Source organism: Hamadaea flava (assembly GCF_024172085.1).
GTDB lineage: Bacteria > Actinomycetota > Actinomycetes > Mycobacteriales > Micromonosporaceae > Hamadaea > Hamadaea flava.
Window position 1 is genome coordinate 3,691,676 of the sequence record NZ_JAMZDZ010000001.1, and the last position, 17,175, is coordinate 3,708,850.

20 protein-coding genes are annotated in these 17,175 nt (G+C 70.7%); 8 read left to right on the forward strand and 12 right to left on the reverse strand.

The window, feature by feature from the left end:
* Nucleotides 1-10: 10 nt before the first annotated feature.
* The 5 genes from rpmF to rsmD form a co-directional block, all read right to left on the reverse strand.
* Entirely contained in the window at nt 11-184 is a 174-nt protein-coding gene (gene rpmF / locus HDA40_RS17285; RefSeq protein ID WP_253757082.1) for a 50S ribosomal protein L32, read from the reverse strand.
* Nucleotides 185-189: 5 nt separating this feature from the next.
* Nucleotides 190-756: a YceD family protein gene (locus HDA40_RS17290; RefSeq protein WP_253757084.1), complete on the reverse strand. Its 567-nt coding sequence runs from the start codon at nt 754-756 to the stop codon at nt 190-192.
* An 89-nt stretch (nt 757-845) separates the two neighbouring features.
* Nucleotides 846-1,343, reverse strand: a complete 498-nt coding sequence (locus tag HDA40_RS17295; protein WP_253757086.1) for an ATP synthase subunit B family protein — start codon at nt 1,341-1,343, stop codon at nt 846-848.
* 216 nt (nt 1,344-1,559) lie between these two features.
* Nucleotides 1,560-2,042 carry a pantetheine-phosphate adenylyltransferase gene (gene coaD, locus HDA40_RS17300; protein ID WP_253757088.1) on the reverse strand — a complete coding sequence of 161 codons (483 nt, stop codon included), beginning with the start codon at nt 2,040-2,042 and terminating at the stop codon, nt 1,560-1,562.
* Nucleotides 2,039-2,644, reverse strand: coding sequence for a 16S rRNA (guanine(966)-N(2))-methyltransferase RsmD (gene rsmD / locus HDA40_RS17305; RefSeq protein ID WP_253757090.1), 606 nt, complete (start codon nt 2,642-2,644; stop codon nt 2,039-2,041). The genes coaD and rsmD overlap by 4 nt, the downstream gene beginning before the upstream one ends.
* 135 nt (nt 2,645-2,779) lie before the next feature.
* Between rsmD and HDA40_RS17310 the strand changes: the two genes are divergently transcribed.
* Nucleotides 2,780-4,381 carry a cell wall anchor protein gene (locus HDA40_RS17310; protein ID WP_253757092.1) on the forward strand — a complete coding sequence of 534 codons (1,602 nt, stop codon included), beginning with the start codon at nt 2,780-2,782 and terminating at the stop codon, nt 4,379-4,381.
* A gap of 72 nt (nt 4,382-4,453) precedes the next feature.
* Here the strand turns inward: HDA40_RS17310 and recG are convergent, their stop codons facing one another.
* Both recG and HDA40_RS17320 read right to left on the reverse strand, forming a co-directional pair.
* Complete coding sequence (gene recG, locus HDA40_RS17315) at nt 4,454-6,670, reverse strand: ATP-dependent DNA helicase RecG (protein WP_253757094.1); 2,217 nt, start codon at nt 6,668-6,670, stop codon at nt 4,454-4,456.
* 39 nt (nt 6,671-6,709) lie between these two features.
* Complete coding sequence (locus HDA40_RS17320; RefSeq protein ID WP_253757096.1) at nt 6,710-8,299, reverse strand: DAK2 domain-containing protein; 1,590 nt, start codon at nt 8,297-8,299, stop codon at nt 6,710-6,712.
* A 195-nt stretch (nt 8,300-8,494) separates the two neighbouring features.
* Between HDA40_RS17320 and rpmB the strand changes: the two genes are divergently transcribed.
* Nucleotides 8,495-8,686, forward strand: a complete 192-nt coding sequence (gene rpmB, locus HDA40_RS17325) for a 50S ribosomal protein L28 (protein WP_253757098.1) — start codon at nt 8,495-8,497, stop codon at nt 8,684-8,686.
* A gap of 75 nt (nt 8,687-8,761) precedes the next feature.
* Here rpmB and HDA40_RS17330 read toward each other — a convergent pair whose 3' ends face one another.
* A complete protein-coding gene (locus HDA40_RS17330) occupies nt 8,762-9,226 on the reverse strand; it encodes a GNAT family N-acetyltransferase (protein ID WP_253757100.1) in 465 nt (154 codons plus the stop codon).
* A gap of 15 nt (nt 9,227-9,241) precedes the next feature.
* Nucleotides 9,242-10,243, reverse strand: coding sequence for a thiamine-phosphate kinase (locus HDA40_RS17335; RefSeq protein ID WP_308197718.1), 1,002 nt, complete (start codon nt 10,241-10,243; stop codon nt 9,242-9,244).
* Between HDA40_RS17335 and HDA40_RS17340 the strand changes: the two genes are divergently transcribed.
* From HDA40_RS17340 to HDA40_RS17350, 3 genes are all read left to right on the forward strand, one after another.
* Nucleotides 10,235-10,468, forward strand: a complete 234-nt coding sequence (locus tag HDA40_RS17340; protein ID WP_253757105.1) for an Lrp/AsnC family transcriptional regulator — start codon at nt 10,235-10,237, stop codon at nt 10,466-10,468. The genes HDA40_RS17335 and HDA40_RS17340 overlap by 9 nt on opposite strands.
* Nucleotides 10,465-11,034, forward strand: coding sequence for a DUF3515 family protein (locus tag HDA40_RS17345; RefSeq protein WP_253757107.1), 570 nt, complete (start codon nt 10,465-10,467; stop codon nt 11,032-11,034). Before HDA40_RS17340 ends, HDA40_RS17345 begins: the two co-directional genes overlap by 4 nt.
* Nucleotides 11,035-11,205: 171 nt before the next feature.
* Nucleotides 11,206-12,345: a D-alanine--D-alanine ligase family protein gene (locus HDA40_RS17350; protein WP_253757109.1), complete on the forward strand. Its 1,140-nt coding sequence runs from the start codon at nt 11,206-11,208 to the stop codon at nt 12,343-12,345.
* A gap of 160 nt (nt 12,346-12,505) precedes the next feature.
* Here the strand turns inward: HDA40_RS17350 and HDA40_RS17355 are convergent, their stop codons facing one another.
* The 3 genes from HDA40_RS17355 to HDA40_RS17365 form a co-directional block, all read right to left on the reverse strand.
* Complete coding sequence (locus HDA40_RS17355; RefSeq protein WP_253757111.1) at nt 12,506-13,609, reverse strand: cystathionine gamma-lyase; 1,104 nt, start codon at nt 13,607-13,609, stop codon at nt 12,506-12,508.
* A 113-nt stretch (nt 13,610-13,722) separates the two neighbouring features.
* Nucleotides 13,723-14,712, reverse strand: coding sequence for an NAD(P)H-dependent glycerol-3-phosphate dehydrogenase (locus HDA40_RS17360; RefSeq protein WP_253757113.1), 990 nt, complete (start codon nt 14,710-14,712; stop codon nt 13,723-13,725).
* Nucleotides 14,709-15,362, reverse strand: coding sequence for a lysophospholipid acyltransferase family protein (locus HDA40_RS17365; protein WP_253757115.1), 654 nt, complete (start codon nt 15,360-15,362; stop codon nt 14,709-14,711). Before HDA40_RS17365 ends, HDA40_RS17360 begins: the two co-directional genes overlap by 4 nt.
* A 130-nt stretch (nt 15,363-15,492) precedes the next feature.
* Between HDA40_RS17365 and cofC the strand changes: the two genes are divergently transcribed.
* The 3 genes from cofC to HDA40_RS17380 are packed head-to-tail and all read left to right on the forward strand — an operon-like array spanning nt 15,493 to nt 17,130.
* Entirely contained in the window at nt 15,493-16,080 is a 588-nt protein-coding gene (gene cofC, locus HDA40_RS17370) for a 2-phospho-L-lactate guanylyltransferase (RefSeq protein WP_253757117.1), read from the forward strand.
* Nucleotides 16,081-16,089: 9 nt separating this feature from the next.
* Nucleotides 16,090-16,923 carry a CHAD domain-containing protein gene (locus tag HDA40_RS17375; RefSeq protein WP_253757119.1) on the forward strand — a complete coding sequence of 278 codons (834 nt, stop codon included), beginning with the start codon at nt 16,090-16,092 and terminating at the stop codon, nt 16,921-16,923.
* Nucleotides 16,924-16,932: 9 nt separating this feature from the next.
* Nucleotides 16,933-17,130 carry a cold-shock protein gene (locus HDA40_RS17380; protein ID WP_253757121.1) on the forward strand — a complete coding sequence of 66 codons (198 nt, stop codon included), beginning with the start codon at nt 16,933-16,935 and terminating at the stop codon, nt 17,128-17,130.
* Nucleotides 17,131-17,175: the final 45 nt, after the last annotated feature.

Below are 17,175 nucleotides of genomic sequence, written 5' to 3' on the forward strand. Positions count from 1 at the left end.
GGAAAGGCTGTCAGACCGAGAGGACCTGACGGCCGTTGTAGGTGCCGCAGACGGTGCAGGCACCGTGCGGGAGCTTCGGCGACTTGCACTGCGGGCAGGCGACGGTCGCGACAGCGGAGACCTTCCACTGCGCCCGGCGGTGACGGGTGTTGCTGCGCGACATCTTCCGCTTCGGGACAGCCACGGTAGTTACTCCTCAGTGCTCACGGTCAGGTTGCTCAGGGCCGCCCAGCGCGGGTCGACCTGCTCGTGGGTATGACCCTCGGGCAGTTCGTCCCAGTGCACCCCGCAGTCGGGGCACAATCCCGGGCAGTCTTGCTCGCAGAGCGGGTTGACCGGCAGTGCGAGCACCACCGCATCCCGCAGCGCCGGTTCCAGGTCGAACAGGTCGTCCTGAAGCCGGCCGATCTCGTCCTCGTCCGTCGTCTCGTCCGTCGCGGAGTCCGGGTACGCGTAAAGCTCCTGGATCCGCACGGTGATCTCGTCGGTGATCGGGCGCAGGCACCGGCCGCACTCGCCCTCCAGGGCACCGTGGGCGGTGCCGGAGACGAGCACGCCTTCGGAGACGGACTCCATCCTCAGATCGAGGGTGAGGTCGCCGCCTTCCGGCACGCCGATCAGTTCCAAGCCGAGGTCCGCCGGTGCGGGAACGACCAGTTTCAGGGCACGCATCGCCCCCGGGCGGCGCGGCAGCTCCCTCGCATCGAGGACAAGCGGCGCCCGGGCATCGAGGTGCTTCGGCTGATGATCACGCATAGTTAAGACTCCGGCCTAGGTGAGGCCGACGTAGAAGGTTACCTGGGCGGCCGGGTCGACGTCCAACTGGGGGTTGGACCTCACAGGGGTCAGAGGGACGGAAGCGGACGTTCGTCCTCACCGGGGACGAACTGCCCGATCTCGCGCAGCGCGTGCATCTTGTCCCGCCCGCGCTCGATCGACGCCAGCGCCCGGGTCAGGAACTGCTCGAAGTTGGCCAGGGCGGTGTCGACGTAGTCGTCGACCTCTTCCCGCAGGCGCTGCGCCTCGGCGCGGGCCTCGGAGATGATCCGGTTGCCCTCGTGCTCGGCCGAGACGGTGATCTCGTGCATCGCGACGAGCCGGTGATGCTCCCGCTCGCCCTCGTTGATGATCCGGTCCGCCTCGCGCTGGCCGGCGTCCAGGATGTTGTCGCGTTCCTCCAGGAGCGCCGCTGCCTTACGCAGCTCGGCGGGAAGATCCGCGCGCAGCTCGTCGAGCACGCCGATCATCTCTCCGCGGTCGACCATGCAGTTGCGCGACATGGGCACCGACCGAGCGCTCTCCACCATGGCGATGATCTCATCGATGCGGTCGAGCGGGTCCACCGAACACTCCTCGTTAGTTGCAGTCGTAGCTGATCCATCATGCGTCGTCTCCGCCATGGATGGGCCGACCGGACGTCCGGCCGCGTGTCGCACGAACGGCCGGGGCGTGTCGCGTCCCGTTTCGTCCGTGATGCACGGTTCAGCTGCTGAACCGGCCGCTACCGGGCCGGTGTTGGCCGAGGCGACCCGTCAAACCGGTCGCTGTCAAGCCGGTCGCTATTGGGCCGGTCGCAGTTTGGCGACGAGACGCTCCTCGACCGCCTTCGGGACGTATTGAGAGACGTCCCCGCCGAGCTTGCAGACCTGCTTCACCAAGCTCGACGCGATGAACGAGTAGAGCGGGTTGGTCGGCATGAACAAGGTCTCGACGCCCGAGAGCCCGATGTTCATCTGCGCCATCTGCAACTCGTAGTCGAAGTCGCTGACCGCCCGCAGTCCCTTGACCACGACCTGCGCGCCCTGCTCGTGGCAGAAGTCCACCAGCAGCCCGTGGAAGCCCACGATCCGCAGGTTGGGCGTACTCGCGGTCGCCTCCCGCAGCATCTCGATCCGCTCGTCCACGGTGAACACCGCCGACTTCGACGCGTTGATCAGCACTCCGACGATGACCTCGTCGAAGAGCCGGGCCGACCGGACGATGATGTCCAGATGGCCTTTCGTCATCGGGTCGAACGAACCGGGACAGACTGCACGCCTCATTGCGCTATTCCTTCTGCTGCCGCGTTTACCCCTCGGTCGGCGCGACCGTACCAAAGAGTCGTCTCACCGTAACGGCGTGACCGCTCTCCGGTGATGTGATGCACCCACGGCGGCTCCGGCGACCGCCGGGCGCGCTCGATGACGATCAGGGCGTCGTCGGCCAGCCAGCCCTGCCCGGCCAGCCCGTCGAGGACCGTCTTCAGCTCGTCCTCCCCGATCGCGTACGGGGGATCGGCGAAGACGACGTCGAAGGGACCGCCCGGCGGCGGCGCCGCGACGGCCGCGCTCACCTTCACCGTGAGCAGCTCGGCCGCCGACCCGACAGTCAGGGCGGTGAGGTTCGCCCGGATCACCCGGGCCGCCTTCGGATCCGACTCGACCAGCAACGCGTACGCGGCTCCGCGGGACAACGCCTCCAGGCCGATCGCGCCGGATCCGGCGTACAGGTCGGCGAACCGCAGTCCTTCCAGGTCACCGCCGTGCTCACTGGTCAGGGAGGAGAACAGCGCCTCGCGTACGCGGTCGGCGGTCGGCCGGGTGTTCGGTCCGGCCAGAGTGGTCAGCCGCCGTCCGCCATAGATCCCCGCCACGATTCTGGTCACCCTCTGACGCTACGCGATGGCCGAAAGTAGGAGATGACGTAACGGCGTGATGTCGATATTGTTGGCCGACTTTTGTCGTGGATCTCCGGCGCTGGCACCCATTCGGGGAGGCCGTGCCCAACCCCTGGAGAACGAATGACCCCCCACACCTCCGTCCGGCGTGCCCTCGTGGCCGTGGCGGGCGTGGCCTTCGCGCTGCTCGGCGCGGGCCAGGCGCTCGCCTCTGGCCCGGTGCAGACCGGCGACGACCACCACAAGAACCAATTCGTCCTCGAAGGATCCGCCGCGCAGTGCGACACCGGCACGGGCAAATGGCGGGTCACCTGGACCCTCACGAACAAGTGGAACCGGGACGCGACCATCACCGAGGTCCAGTCGGAGCCGACCGGCGACGTGACGGCCGGCGACCCCGCTGTGCCGCTCGCGGGCGCGGTCGTCCCGCAGAAGGACCGCAACGCCAACGGCCGGCTGACCGCGACGCAGCTCGTCGCCGGCGACGCGAAGTCGGCGAAGCTCTCCTTCACCGTGGTCTGGTCCAAGGAGCACGGCAAGCCGAACGACGGTGTGACTGACAAGATCGGCGAGACCGTCCGGCTGAAGGGCGAGTGCAAGCCGACCGAGCAGTGCGTCAAGGCGGACGCCGCCAAGTACACGCACACCTTCGAAGTCACCGGCTCCACCGCGAGCTCGACCATCAAGCTCGCCGGCGAGCTGCCGCTGTGCGCCGGCCAGTCGCAGTCCTTCCTGCTGGTCTCGTACTACGCCCCGTCCTCCTCGGCGACCTGGCCGCAGTACAAGTACGACTCGGTCGTGGGCGTCATCGACGCCGAGCACCCGACCGCCGACCTGAAGGTCAACGTTCCGGCCTGTTACACGCAGGTCGACCTGGTCTGGGGCGACAAGCTCATCAACCCGATGGTGGCTGACGGCGAGCGGTACAACAACCGCAAGCTCGGCTCGTCCGGCGCGCCCGGCAACCGGTCGAAGGGCCCGCAGGCCTGGTTCAACGGCGGTTCGAGGGCCTGTGTCACCCCCGAGGCGACCATGGTCTCGGCCTGTGACGGCACGGTGACCGTCCACCTCGCCAACTCCGGCAAGGACGCCAAGTACGACGCGCCGTTCAAGGTCGTCGCCGGCCTCGACGGCTCGTTCGTCAAGGAGGTCACGGTCCAGCCGGGCAAGTCCGTCGACGTCGTCGTGCCCGCGGACAAGTCCGGGAAGATCTCCGTCAGCTCCGGCAAGGACTTCGTCGCCGAGGGCATGTGGCAGCCCGGCCACTGCACCCCGCCGACCGTGTCCAGCGAGTCCACCTGCGACAAGTTCACCGTTTCGGTGAGCAACCCGGAGGGCGACCTCGCCGCCGACGCCGTCGTCACCTACGGCTCGGAGAGCAAGAAGCTCACGGTCGAGCCCGGCAAGACGGAGACGGTCACGTTCACCCCCGGTGACGCGACCGAGGCCACGGTGAGCTTCCCCGACTTCGACAAGGAAGTCACCGTCACCTACGTGAAGCCGACCGAGTGCGCCGGCGGTACGCCGTCGCCGTCCCCGTCGGCCAGCTCGCCGGGCGTACCGGGGTCGACGACCCCGTCGCCGAGCACCTCGACCTCGACCCCGGGCCTGCCGGTCACGGGTGTCCAGGTCGGCCTGATCGCCGGAGTCGCGGCGCTGCTGCTGGGCGGCGGCGCGGTGCTCCTGATGATGGCGCGCCGGCGGAAGCTGACCGAGATCGAGTAACCCGCTCTACGACTGAAGGCGCCGCGATCCCGAGGGGACGCGGCGCCTTCGGCGTATCCGAGGCTCGGCGGCTCACCCTTTTTCGAGGTACTCCGCCCGGTCGTCCGAGACAAGAGCGGCGATCGAGGCCGCCAGCTGGGGATGCTTGGCCAGCTCGGGATCGCCCGTCAGTAACTGCTCGGCCGTCGCCCGAGCGTCGCCGATCATGTCGGCGTCCCGCAACAACGACAGGACCTTCAGATGCGAACGGCGACCGGACTGGGCCGCACCCAGCACGTCGCCCTCACGCCGCTGCTCCAGGTCGATCTCGGCCAGCCGGAAACCGTCGGTGGTGGACGCCACGGCGTCGAGCCGTTCCCGCGCCGGGCTGCCCTCGATCGCCTCGGTCACCAGCAGGCACAGGCCGGGCGCCGACCCCCGGCCGACCCGGCCGCGCAGCTGATGCAGCTGGGAGACGCCGAACCGGTCGGCGTCGAGGATCACCATCATGGTGGCGTTGGGCACGTCGACGCCGACCTCGATGACGGTGGTCGCGATCAGCACGTCGAGGTCGCCCGCCGAGAACGCGCGCATCACCGCGTCCTTCTCGTCCGAGGCCAGCCGCCCGTGCAGCACACCGATCCGCAGGCCCTTCAGCGGTCCCTCGGCCAGCAGCGGAGCCACCTCGGTGACGGCGATCGGGGGGCGGCGGCCGTCGTCCTCCGCGCCCGTCGGCTCGGCGTCCTCCTCTGCGGCCGACTCCCCGATCCGCGGGCACACCACGTACGCCTGATGCCCCTTGCCGACCTCTTCGACCATCCGCCGCCAAGCCCGATCGAGGTACGCGGGCTTCTCCGCGGCGGGCACCACATGCGACGCGATCGGCGACCGGCCGCCCGGCAGCTGGGCCAGCGTCGAGACCTCCAGATCGCCGAAGACCGTCATCGCGACCGTCCGCGGAATCGGAGTGGCCGTCATGACGAGCACATGCGGCGGCTGCCCGGCCTTGGCGCGCAACGCGTCCCGCTGCTCGACGCCGAACCGGTGCTGTTCGTCGACCACGACCAGACCGAGGTCGGCGAAGTCGATGCCGTCGTAGAGCAACGCGTGCGTCCCCACGACCAGACTGGCCCGGCCGTCGGCGATCTCGGCCAGCGCCTGCCGCCGGGCGGCGGCGGGCAGCGAGCCGGTCACCAGGACGATCCGGGTCCCGTCCAGGTCGCCGTCGAGTTCCCCGGCCCGGCCCAGCGGACCGAGCAGCTTGTGCATCGACCGGTGATGCTGCGAGGCCAGCACTTCGGTCGGGGCGAGCAGGACGGCTTGGCCGCCCGCGTCGACGACCTGCAACATGGCCCGCAACGCCACCATCGTCTTGCCCGCGCCGACCTCGCCCTGCAACAGGCGGTGCATCGGATGGGCCGCCGAGATCCCTTCCGACAGCTCCTCGCCGACCGTCTGCTGCCCTTCGGTCAGGGTGAACGGCAACTGGGCGTCGAACCGCTCCAGGAGACCGCCTGACCGGGGCGGACGGGGCACTGCGGGCGACTGCTCGGCGCGTACGCGTCGTTGCACCAGCGTCAGCTGGACGGCGAACGCCTCGTCCCAAGCCAGTCGCTTCTTCGCCGTCGCCAGCGAACCCTGCGACTCGGGGCGGTGGATCTGCCGGAGCGCGGTCGGCAGGTCGACGAGTCTGCGCTCGGCCCGGATCTCGCTCGGCATCGGATCCTCGGTCAGCCGCACCGTGTCCAGCACGACGCGTACGCACTTGGCGATGACCCAGGTCGGCAACGCCTTCGCCGCCGGGTAGATCGGGATGAACGCCCCGGCGAACTCCTCCACCTCGGCCTCGGCCGCCAACGCGACCTCACCGGGATCGGCCCCGTCGTCACCGAGCAGCACGTATTCGGGATGGGCGAGCTGGCGCTCCCCCCGGAACTCACCGACCTTGCCGGCGAACAAACCCCACCGGCCTGGACGCAGATCCTTCTCCCGCCAGGCCTGGTTGAAGAAGGCCAGCTTGATCCGGCCGCCCGCGTCGTCGCCGACCACCACATCGAGGATGTTGCCCCGGCGGTCGCGCATCCGGCGCTGGTTGGTCGTCAGCACCTGGCCGAGGATGGTCACCTCCTCGCCGACCTCCAGCGATCGGATCGCGGTGTGCTCGCCGCGCTGGTCGTATCGCCGGGGCAGGTGGTAGAGCAGGTCGCCCGCGGTCTCCAGCCCGAGATGGCTGGACAGGGCCTTGGCCGTCTTCTCCCCCACCAGCTTCTTCAGGGGCGTCGCCAGCTCGGGCGCGGTCACCGTGGTCATGCGATCACCATCCTTCGGCGGGCGCACAGGTGCGGCGGGTCATTCGACGCCCACGATCAGCGGGTAGTGCGGCTGCCCGCCGGACAGGCATTGGACCTCGGCGAACGGCCAGGCCGTCGCGAGGTGGCCGACGAGCGCCGCCGCCAGCTCGTCGGGCGCGTCCGCTCCGATCAGGAGCGTGACCAGTTCGCCGCCGCCGCCCAGCAACCGGTCCAGCAGATCCCGGCAAACCTGCCCGAGATCGGTGCCGATCAGGTGCACCTCACCCTCGACGAGCGCGATCACGTCACCCGGGCGGCATGGCCCGGCCACTGTCAACGCTTCCCGCGCGGCCCGGGTGACCTGGGCGTAGCGACACTTGCCGGCGGCCTCCGCCATGGCGATGACGTCGTCCTCGAACCGGCGGCCGGAGTCGCGCACGGCCAGCGCCGCGATCGCCTGCACCGGCGACTTCGTCGGCACCACCCGGACCTTGATGCCCTCGTGGTACGCCTCCCCGGCGGCCACCGTCGCGACGGCCTGCGTATCGGGGTCGTTGGGCAGCACCACCACCCGGCCGGCCGCCGCCCGGCGGATCGCCGCCAGCAGCTCGGCCGGGGACGGCTTGGCGCCCACCGTCACCGTCTGCTCGGCCTGGAAGAGGTCCTCGAGCCCGTCGCCGGCCGCTACCACGACGACTCCGCGCGCCTCCGGGTCCAGACACTGCCGCCCGGCGACCTGCTTCGTGAGGTCGGTCACGCCGATCTGATAGGGCCGGCCCGCCCGGACGCCCGCCTCGATGGCCGCGCCGACGTCGGCCACATGCACGTGCACCCGCCAGGTGTCCGGACCGCCGACCACGACGAGGGAGTCGCCGAGCCGGTCGAGTGTGCCCCGCAACCGCTCCACCGCCGGCTCCGGCGCGTCGAGCAGGTATTGCACCTCGTAACCGAACTGGCCGACCGCTTCCTCGGTCGCGGCCGTCGCCGAGTTGATCGCCGCCGCGCCGGTGACCTCGGGCAGGTGGCTCTCCTCGCCGGTGACCTCGCCCCGCAAGGCGTCCAGGATCACGACCAGGCCGCGACCGCCCGCGTCGACCACGCCCGCCGCGGCGAGCGCGGGAAGTTGCTCGGTCGTCTGCGCCAACGCCCGGACCGCCTTGCCGAGCGCCGCGCCGACGACGTCGGCGAGCGACCCGGCCCGCAGCGCGACGTCGCGCGCCGCCTGAGCCGCCGCGTCGGCGACGCTGAGGATGGTGCCCTCCACCGGGCGGGCGACCGCGGCCCGCGCCGCCTTCGCGCCCTCACCGAGCCCGGCCGCGACCGCGCCCGGCGAACCGTCGGCGATCAGGTCGGCGATCCCTCGCAGAAGCTGCGCCAAGATGACTCCGGAGTTGCCCCGGGCTCCCATCAGCGCGCCGCGCGCCAGCAGCCCGGCGGCCTCCGACGTCGGGGCCGAAGCCGTCTCGTCGGAGTGCACCGCCAGCTCGTCCCGGGCGGCGACCATCGTCAGGTGCATGTTCGTCCCGGTGTCGCCGTCCGGCACCGGATAGACGTTGAGCTGGTCGATCTCCGCCCGATGACGGCCGAGCGCGGTCACCGCCCGCTCGGCGAAGCGCCGCACCGCCGCCGCGTCCAAAACCTCCAGCACGACGCCCAGCCTAGTCGTGACTCCCGACACCCACCCGGCTGCGCGCCCGGCGCACTACGCTAAGCTCTCCCGGTTGCCGGGCGGCCCGATTGGGTGTGTCCGGGTCCGGTCAGGTATCCTGGCCAGGTTGCCCGCTGACGCGGGTCCAGATCCGTCCCCGCTCACTGCGGGGTTTATCCACCTCAGGAGTATCCCGTGGCAAGCGTGTGCGACGTCTGTGGCAAGGGGCCGGGCTTCGGCCACAACGTGTCCCACTCGCACCGGCGGACCAACCGTCGTTGGAACCCCAACATCCAGACGGTTCGCACCCCGGCCGGTGGCGGGACGACCCGCAAGGTCAACGCGTGCACCTCGTGCATCAAGGCCGGCAAGGTCGTCCGGGGCTGATTCCAGCCTGAGCTTCGGCAAAGGCCGCTCGTCGTCGACGGGCGGCCTTTCCGCGTACCCGGGAACCGGTGGTGGTCAGAGGTCGCGGGCCATGCTGACCACGCCGGACTCGTCCTTGTAGAAGCCGTAGTGCTCGGTGTCGGCGTACCCGAGCTTGGCGTAGAGCGCGATCGCCTCGGGCTGCCGGTCGCCCGTCTCCAGGATCATCCGCTTCCGGCCATGCTCGCGGGCGTTCTCCTCGACCGCCGCCACCAGCGCGCTCGCCACGCCCCGGTTCCGCGCCGCGGGCGCGCAGTAGAGCCGCTTCAGCTCGGCGATCTCCTCGCTCTCGCCGTGACTGCGCCAGCCCGCGCACCCGACGGCCTCCCCCGACAGGTACGCGACCAGGAAACCGCCGTCGGGCGGATCGAACTCCATAGCCTCCACCGGCGCGCCGTCGCTGGAGCCGTAACGCTCCTCCTGATCGGCGTAGATCGCCTGGACGAGACGCTGGGCGACGGGCGAGCCGTAGCGAACGGGACGAATCTGAAGATCACTCACGAGCGTGAGAGTAGATCAAGAGCCGCTGCGGGTGAAGTGGTCCCAGCCCCGTGGCCCGACCCAATCCCGGCCGTCGACGCTGACCCCCTCGCCCCGGCTCACCTTGCCGACGATCAGCCAGCCCGGCGGCAGCGACGCGTGCGACGGGAACGTCGCGGCCAGGGCGTGATCCTCCCCGCCGGCCAGAATCCATTGGTACGGGTCGACGCCCAGTGCCCGGGCGGCGTCCCGCAACTGCTGAGGCAGCCCGAACGCGTCCTTCGTCACGTCGATGTGCACCTCGCTGGCCTTCGCGATGTGCCCGAGATCGGCCAGCAGCCCGTCGGAGACGTCGATCATGCTCGTCGCGCCCGCGATCGCGGCGGCCGGACCGGCCCGATAGTCGACCTCCGGTCGCCGGTACGCGTCAACGAGGATCTTCGGCGTCCGGAACCCCCGCGACAGGACCGTGTACCCGGCAGCGGCGCAGCCGACCCGCCCCGCCAAGGCCACGACGTCACCCGGGCTCGCCCCACTGCGTACCACTGGATCTCGTCCTTGGAGATCGCCGAGTGCCGTGACCACGATCGTGAGCAGCGCGGAGGAGGTCGTGTCCCCACCCACCACGCTGGCGCCGACGAGCCCGGCCTCGTCCGCGACGCCCTCGGCGAACTCCTCGGCCCACTGGACCGGCAGGTCGCCCGGCGCGCAGAGGGCCACCAGCAGTGCGGTCGGCACCGCGCCCATCGCCGCGACGTCGGCGAGATTCGCGGCGGCGGCCCGGTGCCCCACGTCGGCCGCGTCACACCAGTCCCGGCGGAAATGCCGGCCCTCGACGAGCGCGTCCGTGCAGGCCACGACGCGGCCGTCCGGCACCGCCACGATCGCGGCGTCGTCTCCCGGGCCGAGCAGACTGATCTCGCCCTGGGGCAGGCGCGCCGTCATTCGATCGATGAGACCGAACTCTCCTGTGCCGTTTAACCGGACACCGGAAGAAACACGTCTGTCACGTGCGGTAGCTTCAACGTCGTGGTCCACGCCTACATCCTGATTCAGACCGAGGTCGGTCGGGCTCGCGACGTGGCCGCCGAGATCGAGAAGATTTCGGGTGTGGTCCGCGTCGACGCGGTCACCGGTCCGTACGACGTCGTCGTGCTCACCGAAAGCCCCAACGTCGACGAACTCGGCCGGTTGATTATCAGTAAAGTGCAGGCCGTGCCCGGCATCACCCGTACCCTGACCTGCTCGGTGGTCAAGCTTTGAGCCCACGCCTCCTCGCGGCCCTCGTCGCCGTGCCGGCAGCGCTGCTGACCGGCGCGGTCGTGTTCGCCATGGGCATGCCCGGCAACACTTCCGAACAGCCCAACGCGACGGCGACCGGTCCGGTGACCGTCGCCGACCGGCAACTGGGCGAACGAGCCACCGTCGTCTGCCGCGCGCTGGTCGCCAAGCTGCCCGATCGCGTACGCACCGCCGCCCGCCGCCCCGTCACCGCCGGGTCGGAGCAGAACGCGGCGTACGGCGATCCCGCGCTCGTCGTGTCGTGCGGCGTGCCGGCGCCGAGCTTCCCCAGCACCGACGACGTCTGGCTGCTCAACGGAGTCTGCTGGCACGCCACCGAGAACTCCGGTTCGACCGTCTGGCAGACCGTCGATCGGGAGATCCCGGTGCAGGTCAGCGTCCCCGGGGCGAAGGACGGCTCGTCGCAGTGGGTGATCGGGCTGACCACCGCCATCGGGTCCACCGTACCGAGCGCCTCGACCACGCCCAGTGGGTGTACCACCGTGGCTGTGCCGACGGCGTCGATCTCGGCCGCCGCCGGGTCCTGACCGCCCGCCGCTGCTGCGGACCGCGCATTCCCTCGTTTGCGGCAGATCAGGGATATGCCTGGGATCTTGGGCCAAGATTCGCGGCATATCCGTGATCTGCCGCTGATCATGGCGTGCCCGCTGCCCAGAGTCGAGCTGATCATCCAGAGAAGAGCAGGTAGGGTCAGCGGCGTGAGTGAGACGCCCCGGAAGACCCGGGTCGCCGTGATCTTCGGCGGCCGTAGCACCGAGCACGCCATCTCCGCCGTCAGCGCGGGCAGCATCCTGGCCGCACTTGATCCGGCGGAGTACGAGGTGGTGCCGATCGGCATCACCCGCGAAGGGCGCTGGGTCCTCACCTCGGGCGACCCGTCGCAGCTGTCCATCGCGGCGGCGGACGGTCGGGCGCGGCTGCCCGAGATCACCGCCGAATCCGGCGACCAGATCATCCTGCCCGGCGACCCGACCGGCTCCGACCTCGTCATGGCCTCCCGGGGAGAACTGACCACGTTGGAGCCCAGCCACGGCTCGACCGCGCTGGCCGACATCGACGTGGTCTTCCCGGCGCTGCACGGGGCGTACGGGGAGGACGGGACGATCCAGGGCCTGCTGGAGATGGCCGGGATCCCCTACGTGGGCGCGAACGTCTTCGCGTCGGCGGCGGCGATGGACAAGGAGTTCACCAAGAAGCTCGCCCTGGTCGACGGCATCCCGGTCGGCCCGTACGCCGTCCTCCGCGCCGGTCAGTCGCTGACCGAACAGGACAAGGAACGGCTGGGACTGCCCGTCTTCGTCAAGCCGTCGCGAGCCGGGTCCAGCTTCGGCATCACCCGGGTCAACGACTGGGCCGACCTCGACGCCGCGATCGCCACCGCGCGCGCCATCGACCCCAAGGTCCTCGTCGAAGCCGCGATCTTCGGCCGCGAGATCGAATGCGGTGTGCTGGAAGGCGAGTTCGGCGGGGCGCCGGAGGCGTCGACGCTGGCCGAGGTGCACGTCAGCCAGGACCATGTCTTCTACGACTTCGAGGCGAAGTACCTCGAGGACGCGACGACCTTCGACATCCCCGCCGACCTGCCGCCGCACGTGACGGCCCGCATCCAGGACCTCGCGAGGCGCACGTTCAGCGCGCTCGACTGCGCCGGTCTGGCTCGGGTGGACTTCTTCGTGGCGAACGACGGCGAGGTCTACCTCAACGAGATCAACACCATGCCCGGGTTCACGCCGACGAGCATGTTCCCCCGGATGTGGGCGGCCAGCGGAGTGGACTACCCCAAGCTGGTCACGCGGTTGGTGCGTACCGCCCTGCGCCGGGGCACCGGCCTGCACTGAGCGGCTCGTTGATCATCGTCTCGTGGGATCGATCAGGGACTCGTGGACACGACACGCCGGTCGATCATGACCGATAGTTCATGATCACGCGCGAAGACCCCGGTCACACGCGAAGACCCCGGTCACGCGCGAAGACCCCAGTCACGCGCGAAGACCCCGGTCACGCGGACAACGCCGAGGTGAAGTCGGCCAGCAGGTCGTCGGTGTCCTCGATGCCGCAGGACAGCCGGACGAATCCGGGCGCGGTCCGGTCGCCCCACTGTTCCCGCCGGTCGGCGGTCGTGTGGAGGCCGCCGAAGCTGGTCGCGGCGGTCACCAGTGTCGACGCCCGGAGGAAGTCGGCGACGGCGGCGGCTGAGGGCAGGGTGAAGCCGATGATGCCGGGGATTCGGCGCATCTGCCGCGTCGCGACGGCGTACGAGGGGTCGGTGGGCAGGCCGGGCCAGCGCACGCCGGTCACCGCCGGATGTTCGCGGAGGAACGTCGCCAGCGCACGGGCGTTCGCGGTCTGCTGCCGCAACCGCAGGTCGAGTGTGGACAGCGAGCGCCGGGCCAGCCAGGCGTCGAACGGGCTCGGAATCGCGCCGCCGAGCGTACGCCAGGAGGCCATGGCCTCGTAGAGCGCCGCCGAGCGCGTCGAGACATAGCCCAGCAGCAGGTCGGAGTGCCCGCTGAGGGCCTTGGTCCCGGAGGCGACCGAGATGTCCGCGCCCAGGTCCAGTGGGCGCTGGCCCAATGGCGTCGCGGCGGTGTTGTCGACCGCGACGAGCGTGCCGGCCGCGTGCGCCGCCGCGCTGACCTCGGCGATGTCGACGACGTCCAGCGACGGGTTCGCGGGCGATTCCAGCAGCACGAGGCGTACGCCGTCGAAGGACGGATAGGGCCCGGCGGTGGGCGCCTCGACCACGCTGATCCCGGACGATGTGAGGAACGACGACGCGAACGTACGCACGTTGTAGTACCCGTCGGCGGGCAGCATCACGGTGTCGCCGGGACGCAGGACCGTCATGAGCACGGCTGAGACGGCTGCCTGGCCGCTGGGGAAGGCGAGGGTGTCCCCACCTTCCAGATCGGCGATCGCGGCCTCCAGTACGCGTCTGGTCGGGTTGTCGCCCCGCCCGTAGCCGTCGACGCCGGGTTCGTACCCGTCTGGGGGCAGTGCGTACGGGGCGGCGAAGACCGGCCCCGGCTGCAGCGGGTCGCCGGGCGACAGCGCCGGTACGCCGGCGTGGACGCAGCGGGTGGAGTCGCCGAGTGTGCTCATGGCGCGAGACTAACGCCCCTGACCCCGCCTGAGACCCGCCGCCAGGGTGATCTTGAACAGAAAACGTCGCCCCAGCGACGGCGACCATTCAAGGTCCCCAGGACCACGCAGAGCTACTCCGCCTTGACCTCACGAGTCATCAGCGACCGGACGGCCACCCGCGGATCGAGTCCTTCGTGGCAGACCCGCTCGACCTGTTCGGTGATCGGCATCTCGACTCCGTGAGCGCGGGCGAGGTCCCGGATGGACAGGCAGCTCTTCACGCCTTCCACGGTGTACTTGGCCGCCTCTTGGGCCTGTTCCAGGGTCATGCCCCGGCCGAGGTACTCGCCGAAGGTGTGGTTGCGCGACAACGGGGACGAACACGTCGCCACCAGGTCGCCCAGCCCGGCCAGGCCGGAGAAGGTGAGCGGGTCCGCGCCGAGCGCGACGCCGAGGCGGGCGGTCTCGGCCAGTCCCCGGGTGATGAGGGAGGCGCGGGTGTTGTCGCCCATGCCCATCGCCTGCGCCATCCCGTACGCCAATGCGATGACGTTCTTGACGGCCCCGCCGAGTTCGCAGCCGACCACGTCGTCGTTGGTGTAGGGCCGGAAGTAGGGCGTGAAGACGGCCTTCTGCACGCGGGCGGCCCGGTCGATGTCCTCGCAGGCGACGACGGTGGCGGTCGGCTGCTCGGCGGCGATCTCGGGGGCGAGGTTGGGCCCGGTGACGACCGCGACCCGGTCCGGCTTGACCCCGGTGACCTCGACGATGACCTGGCTCATCCGCAGGGTCGTGCCGAGTTCGACGCCCTTCATCAGCGAGACGACCGTCGAATCGGTGTCCAGGTGCGGCCCGACCGAGCCCAGCACCGACCGCAACGTCTGGGACGGCACCGACAGGACCACTAGCTCGGCGTCCCGCAACGCCTCGAAGACGTCGGTGGTGGCCGTTACCCGGGAGCCGATCTGGCCCTCCATGTAGCCCGGATTCATGCCGGTGGCGGCGATCGCCGAGACGACGGAGGACCGGCGGGCCCACAGGACCACGTCGTTCCCGGCGTCGTTCAGGACCTTGGCGAAGGTGGTGCCCCAGGATCCGGCACCGAGGACGGCGGCTCTCACGCCTGCCCCTTTCCAGCGCGAGAAGGGATGTAGATGGGCGGCGGCGTCTCGCCCCGCATCTCGCCGACCAGCTCGCGGATGCGGTTCATGATCTCGTCGGTCATCTCGTCCAGCACCACCCGGGTGGGTTCGGCGTCGGCCCACTCGCTCAGATCGACCGGTGGACCGGCCCAGACCGACACCGGCACGCGGCCCAGCCGGAACTTCTTCGTCCGGGGATCGAAGAGCTGCTGCGCGCCGTCCTGTGCCACCGGGATGACCGGCACGCCGGTGGCCAGCGCCAGCCGGGCCACGCCGGTCTTGCCCTTCATCGGCCAGAGGTCGGGCTCGCGGGTCGTCGTGCCCTCGGGGTAGATCACCACGCAGTCGCCCGCATGCACGGCCGAGATCGCCGCGTCGAGCGCCTTGCCGGCGTCGACCGTGCCGCGGAACACCGGGATCTGGCGGCACCAGTGGAGGATCTTGCCGGCCACCGGGATGCGGAACACGCTCTCCTTGGCGAGGAACTCCGGCCAGCGTCCGCTGTCGTAGACGTAGTGGGCGGCGGTGAACGGGTCGGCGTGCGAGACGTGGTTGAACGCGAGGATGACCCCGCCGGTCGCCGGGATGTGCTCGAACCCGCGCCAGTCTCGCCGGGTCAGCGCCGTCATGAGGGGCTTAACCAAGATCACCGCGAATCGCGGCCAGAATCCCAGTTTGCGCACGCCTCCGCCTTTCCCGCACCCGTCGAGGAGTCATCATGCCTGCCCGACCGGGGCGGCGGCCAGTCAGACTGGCAAGATGCTGCCGGTGGGATGGTCGCTGCTCGTGCCGCTCAAGGCACTGCCGCGGGCGAAGACCAGGCTGCGCGGCGCGCTCGCCGGGGTGGGTCACGAACGACTCGTCGTGGCTCTCGCTCTTTCGACGGTACGCGCAGCGCAGCGCGCTGAAGGCGTAGCGGAGGTCGTCGTGGTGACCGGGGATGAGCGGCTCCGCCGCGAGCTGACGCCGTTGGGCGTACGGTTCGCCGACGACGCCGGGTCGCTCAACGATTCCCTCGTGGCGGCGGCCGAGGCCCGAGCCGGTCTGCCCGTCGCCGCCTTGACCGGGGACGTCCCGGCGCTGCGCCCGGTCGAATTGGCGGAGGCGTTGGCGCTGGCCGAGGTCCGGTCGTTCGTCCCGGACCTGCCCGGCGACGGCACCGTCCTGCTCGCCGCCCCCGCCGGTGCGACGCTGCGCCCCTTGTTCGGCCCCGATTCGGCGGCCGCGCACGCCCGCTCCGGGGCCAACCGGCTCGACGGGCTGTGGCCGACCCTTCGCCGCGACGTGGACACCCCGGCCGATCTGGCAGATGCCGTAGACCTGGGTTGGATCCCCGATCTCTCCTAGGCTTGAGGCATGCCACGCTCGGCCGCTGCGGTCCTGCGACGGGCTGCCGACGGCTGCGCCGACCGGCTGCTCGCCGCGCAACCGGTGATCCGCGCGGACAGCCTGATGCCGGACGGCGACACCCCGGTGCATTACGCACGAGTGGCCTGCCGCCGGCTGCGTTCCGATGTGCGTACCTTCCGGAGACTGCTGGACGAGCCGTGGACCCGGCGCGTGCGGGCGAATCTGAAGTGGCTCGCGGAGCTGCTGGGGGCCGCCCGCGACGCGGAGGTCTTACGGGCTCGGCTTCGCGAGACCGCGTCGCCGGGGAGCCACTGGGGCGAGCTGCCAGGAGGGCGGCCGGCCCTGGCCGTGGGCGCGTTCGACGAGGCGCTCCGGGAGCGGGCGGTGAGCGCCCGCGCGGACCTGTTGGTGGCGTTGGACAGCGCGCGTTTCCCCCTGCTGGTGGCGATGCTGGGCGAGCCCGGGTTCCGGGGCCGCGCCCGGCGACGCGCCGCCGACGTCCTGCCCGCACTGGCGGACGTCCAGGTGCGGAAGTACGAGGACGCCGTGGCCGACCTGACCGACGAGGCGCCGGACGAGCAGTGGCACGAGGTCCGCATCCTGGCCAAGCGCGCCCGGTACGCCGTGGACCTGGCCGGTCGCCGCCGGGAGGCGAAGCAGCTGGCCAAGGTGCAGAGCCTGCTCGGCGAGCACCAGGACGCCGTGGTGGCCGCCGAGGCGTGGCGCGAGCTGAGCCCGGCCGACCCGGTGACCGCCCTGCGCCTGATCGAACGGGAACGCGCCGCCGCCGAACGGGCGCGGGCGGCCTTCCTCGCCACGCCGTCGATCCCCGGTCGGTAGGCTGACCCCATGCAGGGCACCGTTTCGGAGTTCGATCCGCAGACCCGTGCCGGAGCGGTGCTGCTCGACGACGGCACCGAGGTCCGGTTCTCACCGGCCGCGTTCGCCGCGGGCGGGCTGCGGCTGCTGCGCCTCGGGCAGCGGCTCCGGCTGGAGCGCGACGAAGTCGGCGAGGTCGTGCGCGTGACGTTACCCACGCTGCCCTGAGCCGAGTTGTGGGAAGTTCACCTTCGCGTCACCTGGGCCTGGCAA

What these genes read in the sequence shown, in the direction of transcription:
- cofC (WP_253757117.1), top strand. Translation starts at nt 15,493, where the DNA reads ATGCTGCCGGTGGGATGGTCGCTGCTCGTGCCGCTCAAGGCACTGCCG.
- HDA40_RS17290 (WP_253757084.1), bottom strand. Translation starts at nt 756, where the DNA reads ATGCGTGATCATCAGCCGAAGCACCTCGATGCCCGGGCGCCGCTTGTC.
- HDA40_RS17380 (WP_253757121.1), top strand. Translation starts at nt 16,933, where the DNA reads ATGCAGGGCACCGTTTCGGAGTTCGATCCGCAGACCCGTGCCGGAGCG.
- HDA40_RS17310 (WP_253757092.1), top strand. Translation starts at nt 2,780, where the DNA reads ATGACCCCCCACACCTCCGTCCGGCGTGCCCTCGTGGCCGTGGCGGGC.
- recG (WP_253757094.1), bottom strand. Translation starts at nt 6,670, where the DNA reads ATGACCACGGTGACCGCGCCCGAGCTGGCGACGCCCCTGAAGAAGCTG.
- HDA40_RS17365 (WP_253757115.1), bottom strand. Translation starts at nt 15,362, where the DNA reads ATGACGGCGCTGACCCGGCGAGACTGGCGCGGGTTCGAGCACATCCCG.
- HDA40_RS17355 (WP_253757111.1), bottom strand. Translation starts at nt 13,609, where the DNA reads ATGAGCACACTCGGCGACTCCACCCGCTGCGTCCACGCCGGCGTACCG.
- coaD (WP_253757088.1), bottom strand. Translation starts at nt 2,042, where the DNA reads ATGAGGCGTGCAGTCTGTCCCGGTTCGTTCGACCCGATGACGAAAGGC.
- HDA40_RS17375 (WP_253757119.1), top strand. Translation starts at nt 16,090, where the DNA reads ATGCCACGCTCGGCCGCTGCGGTCCTGCGACGGGCTGCCGACGGCTGC.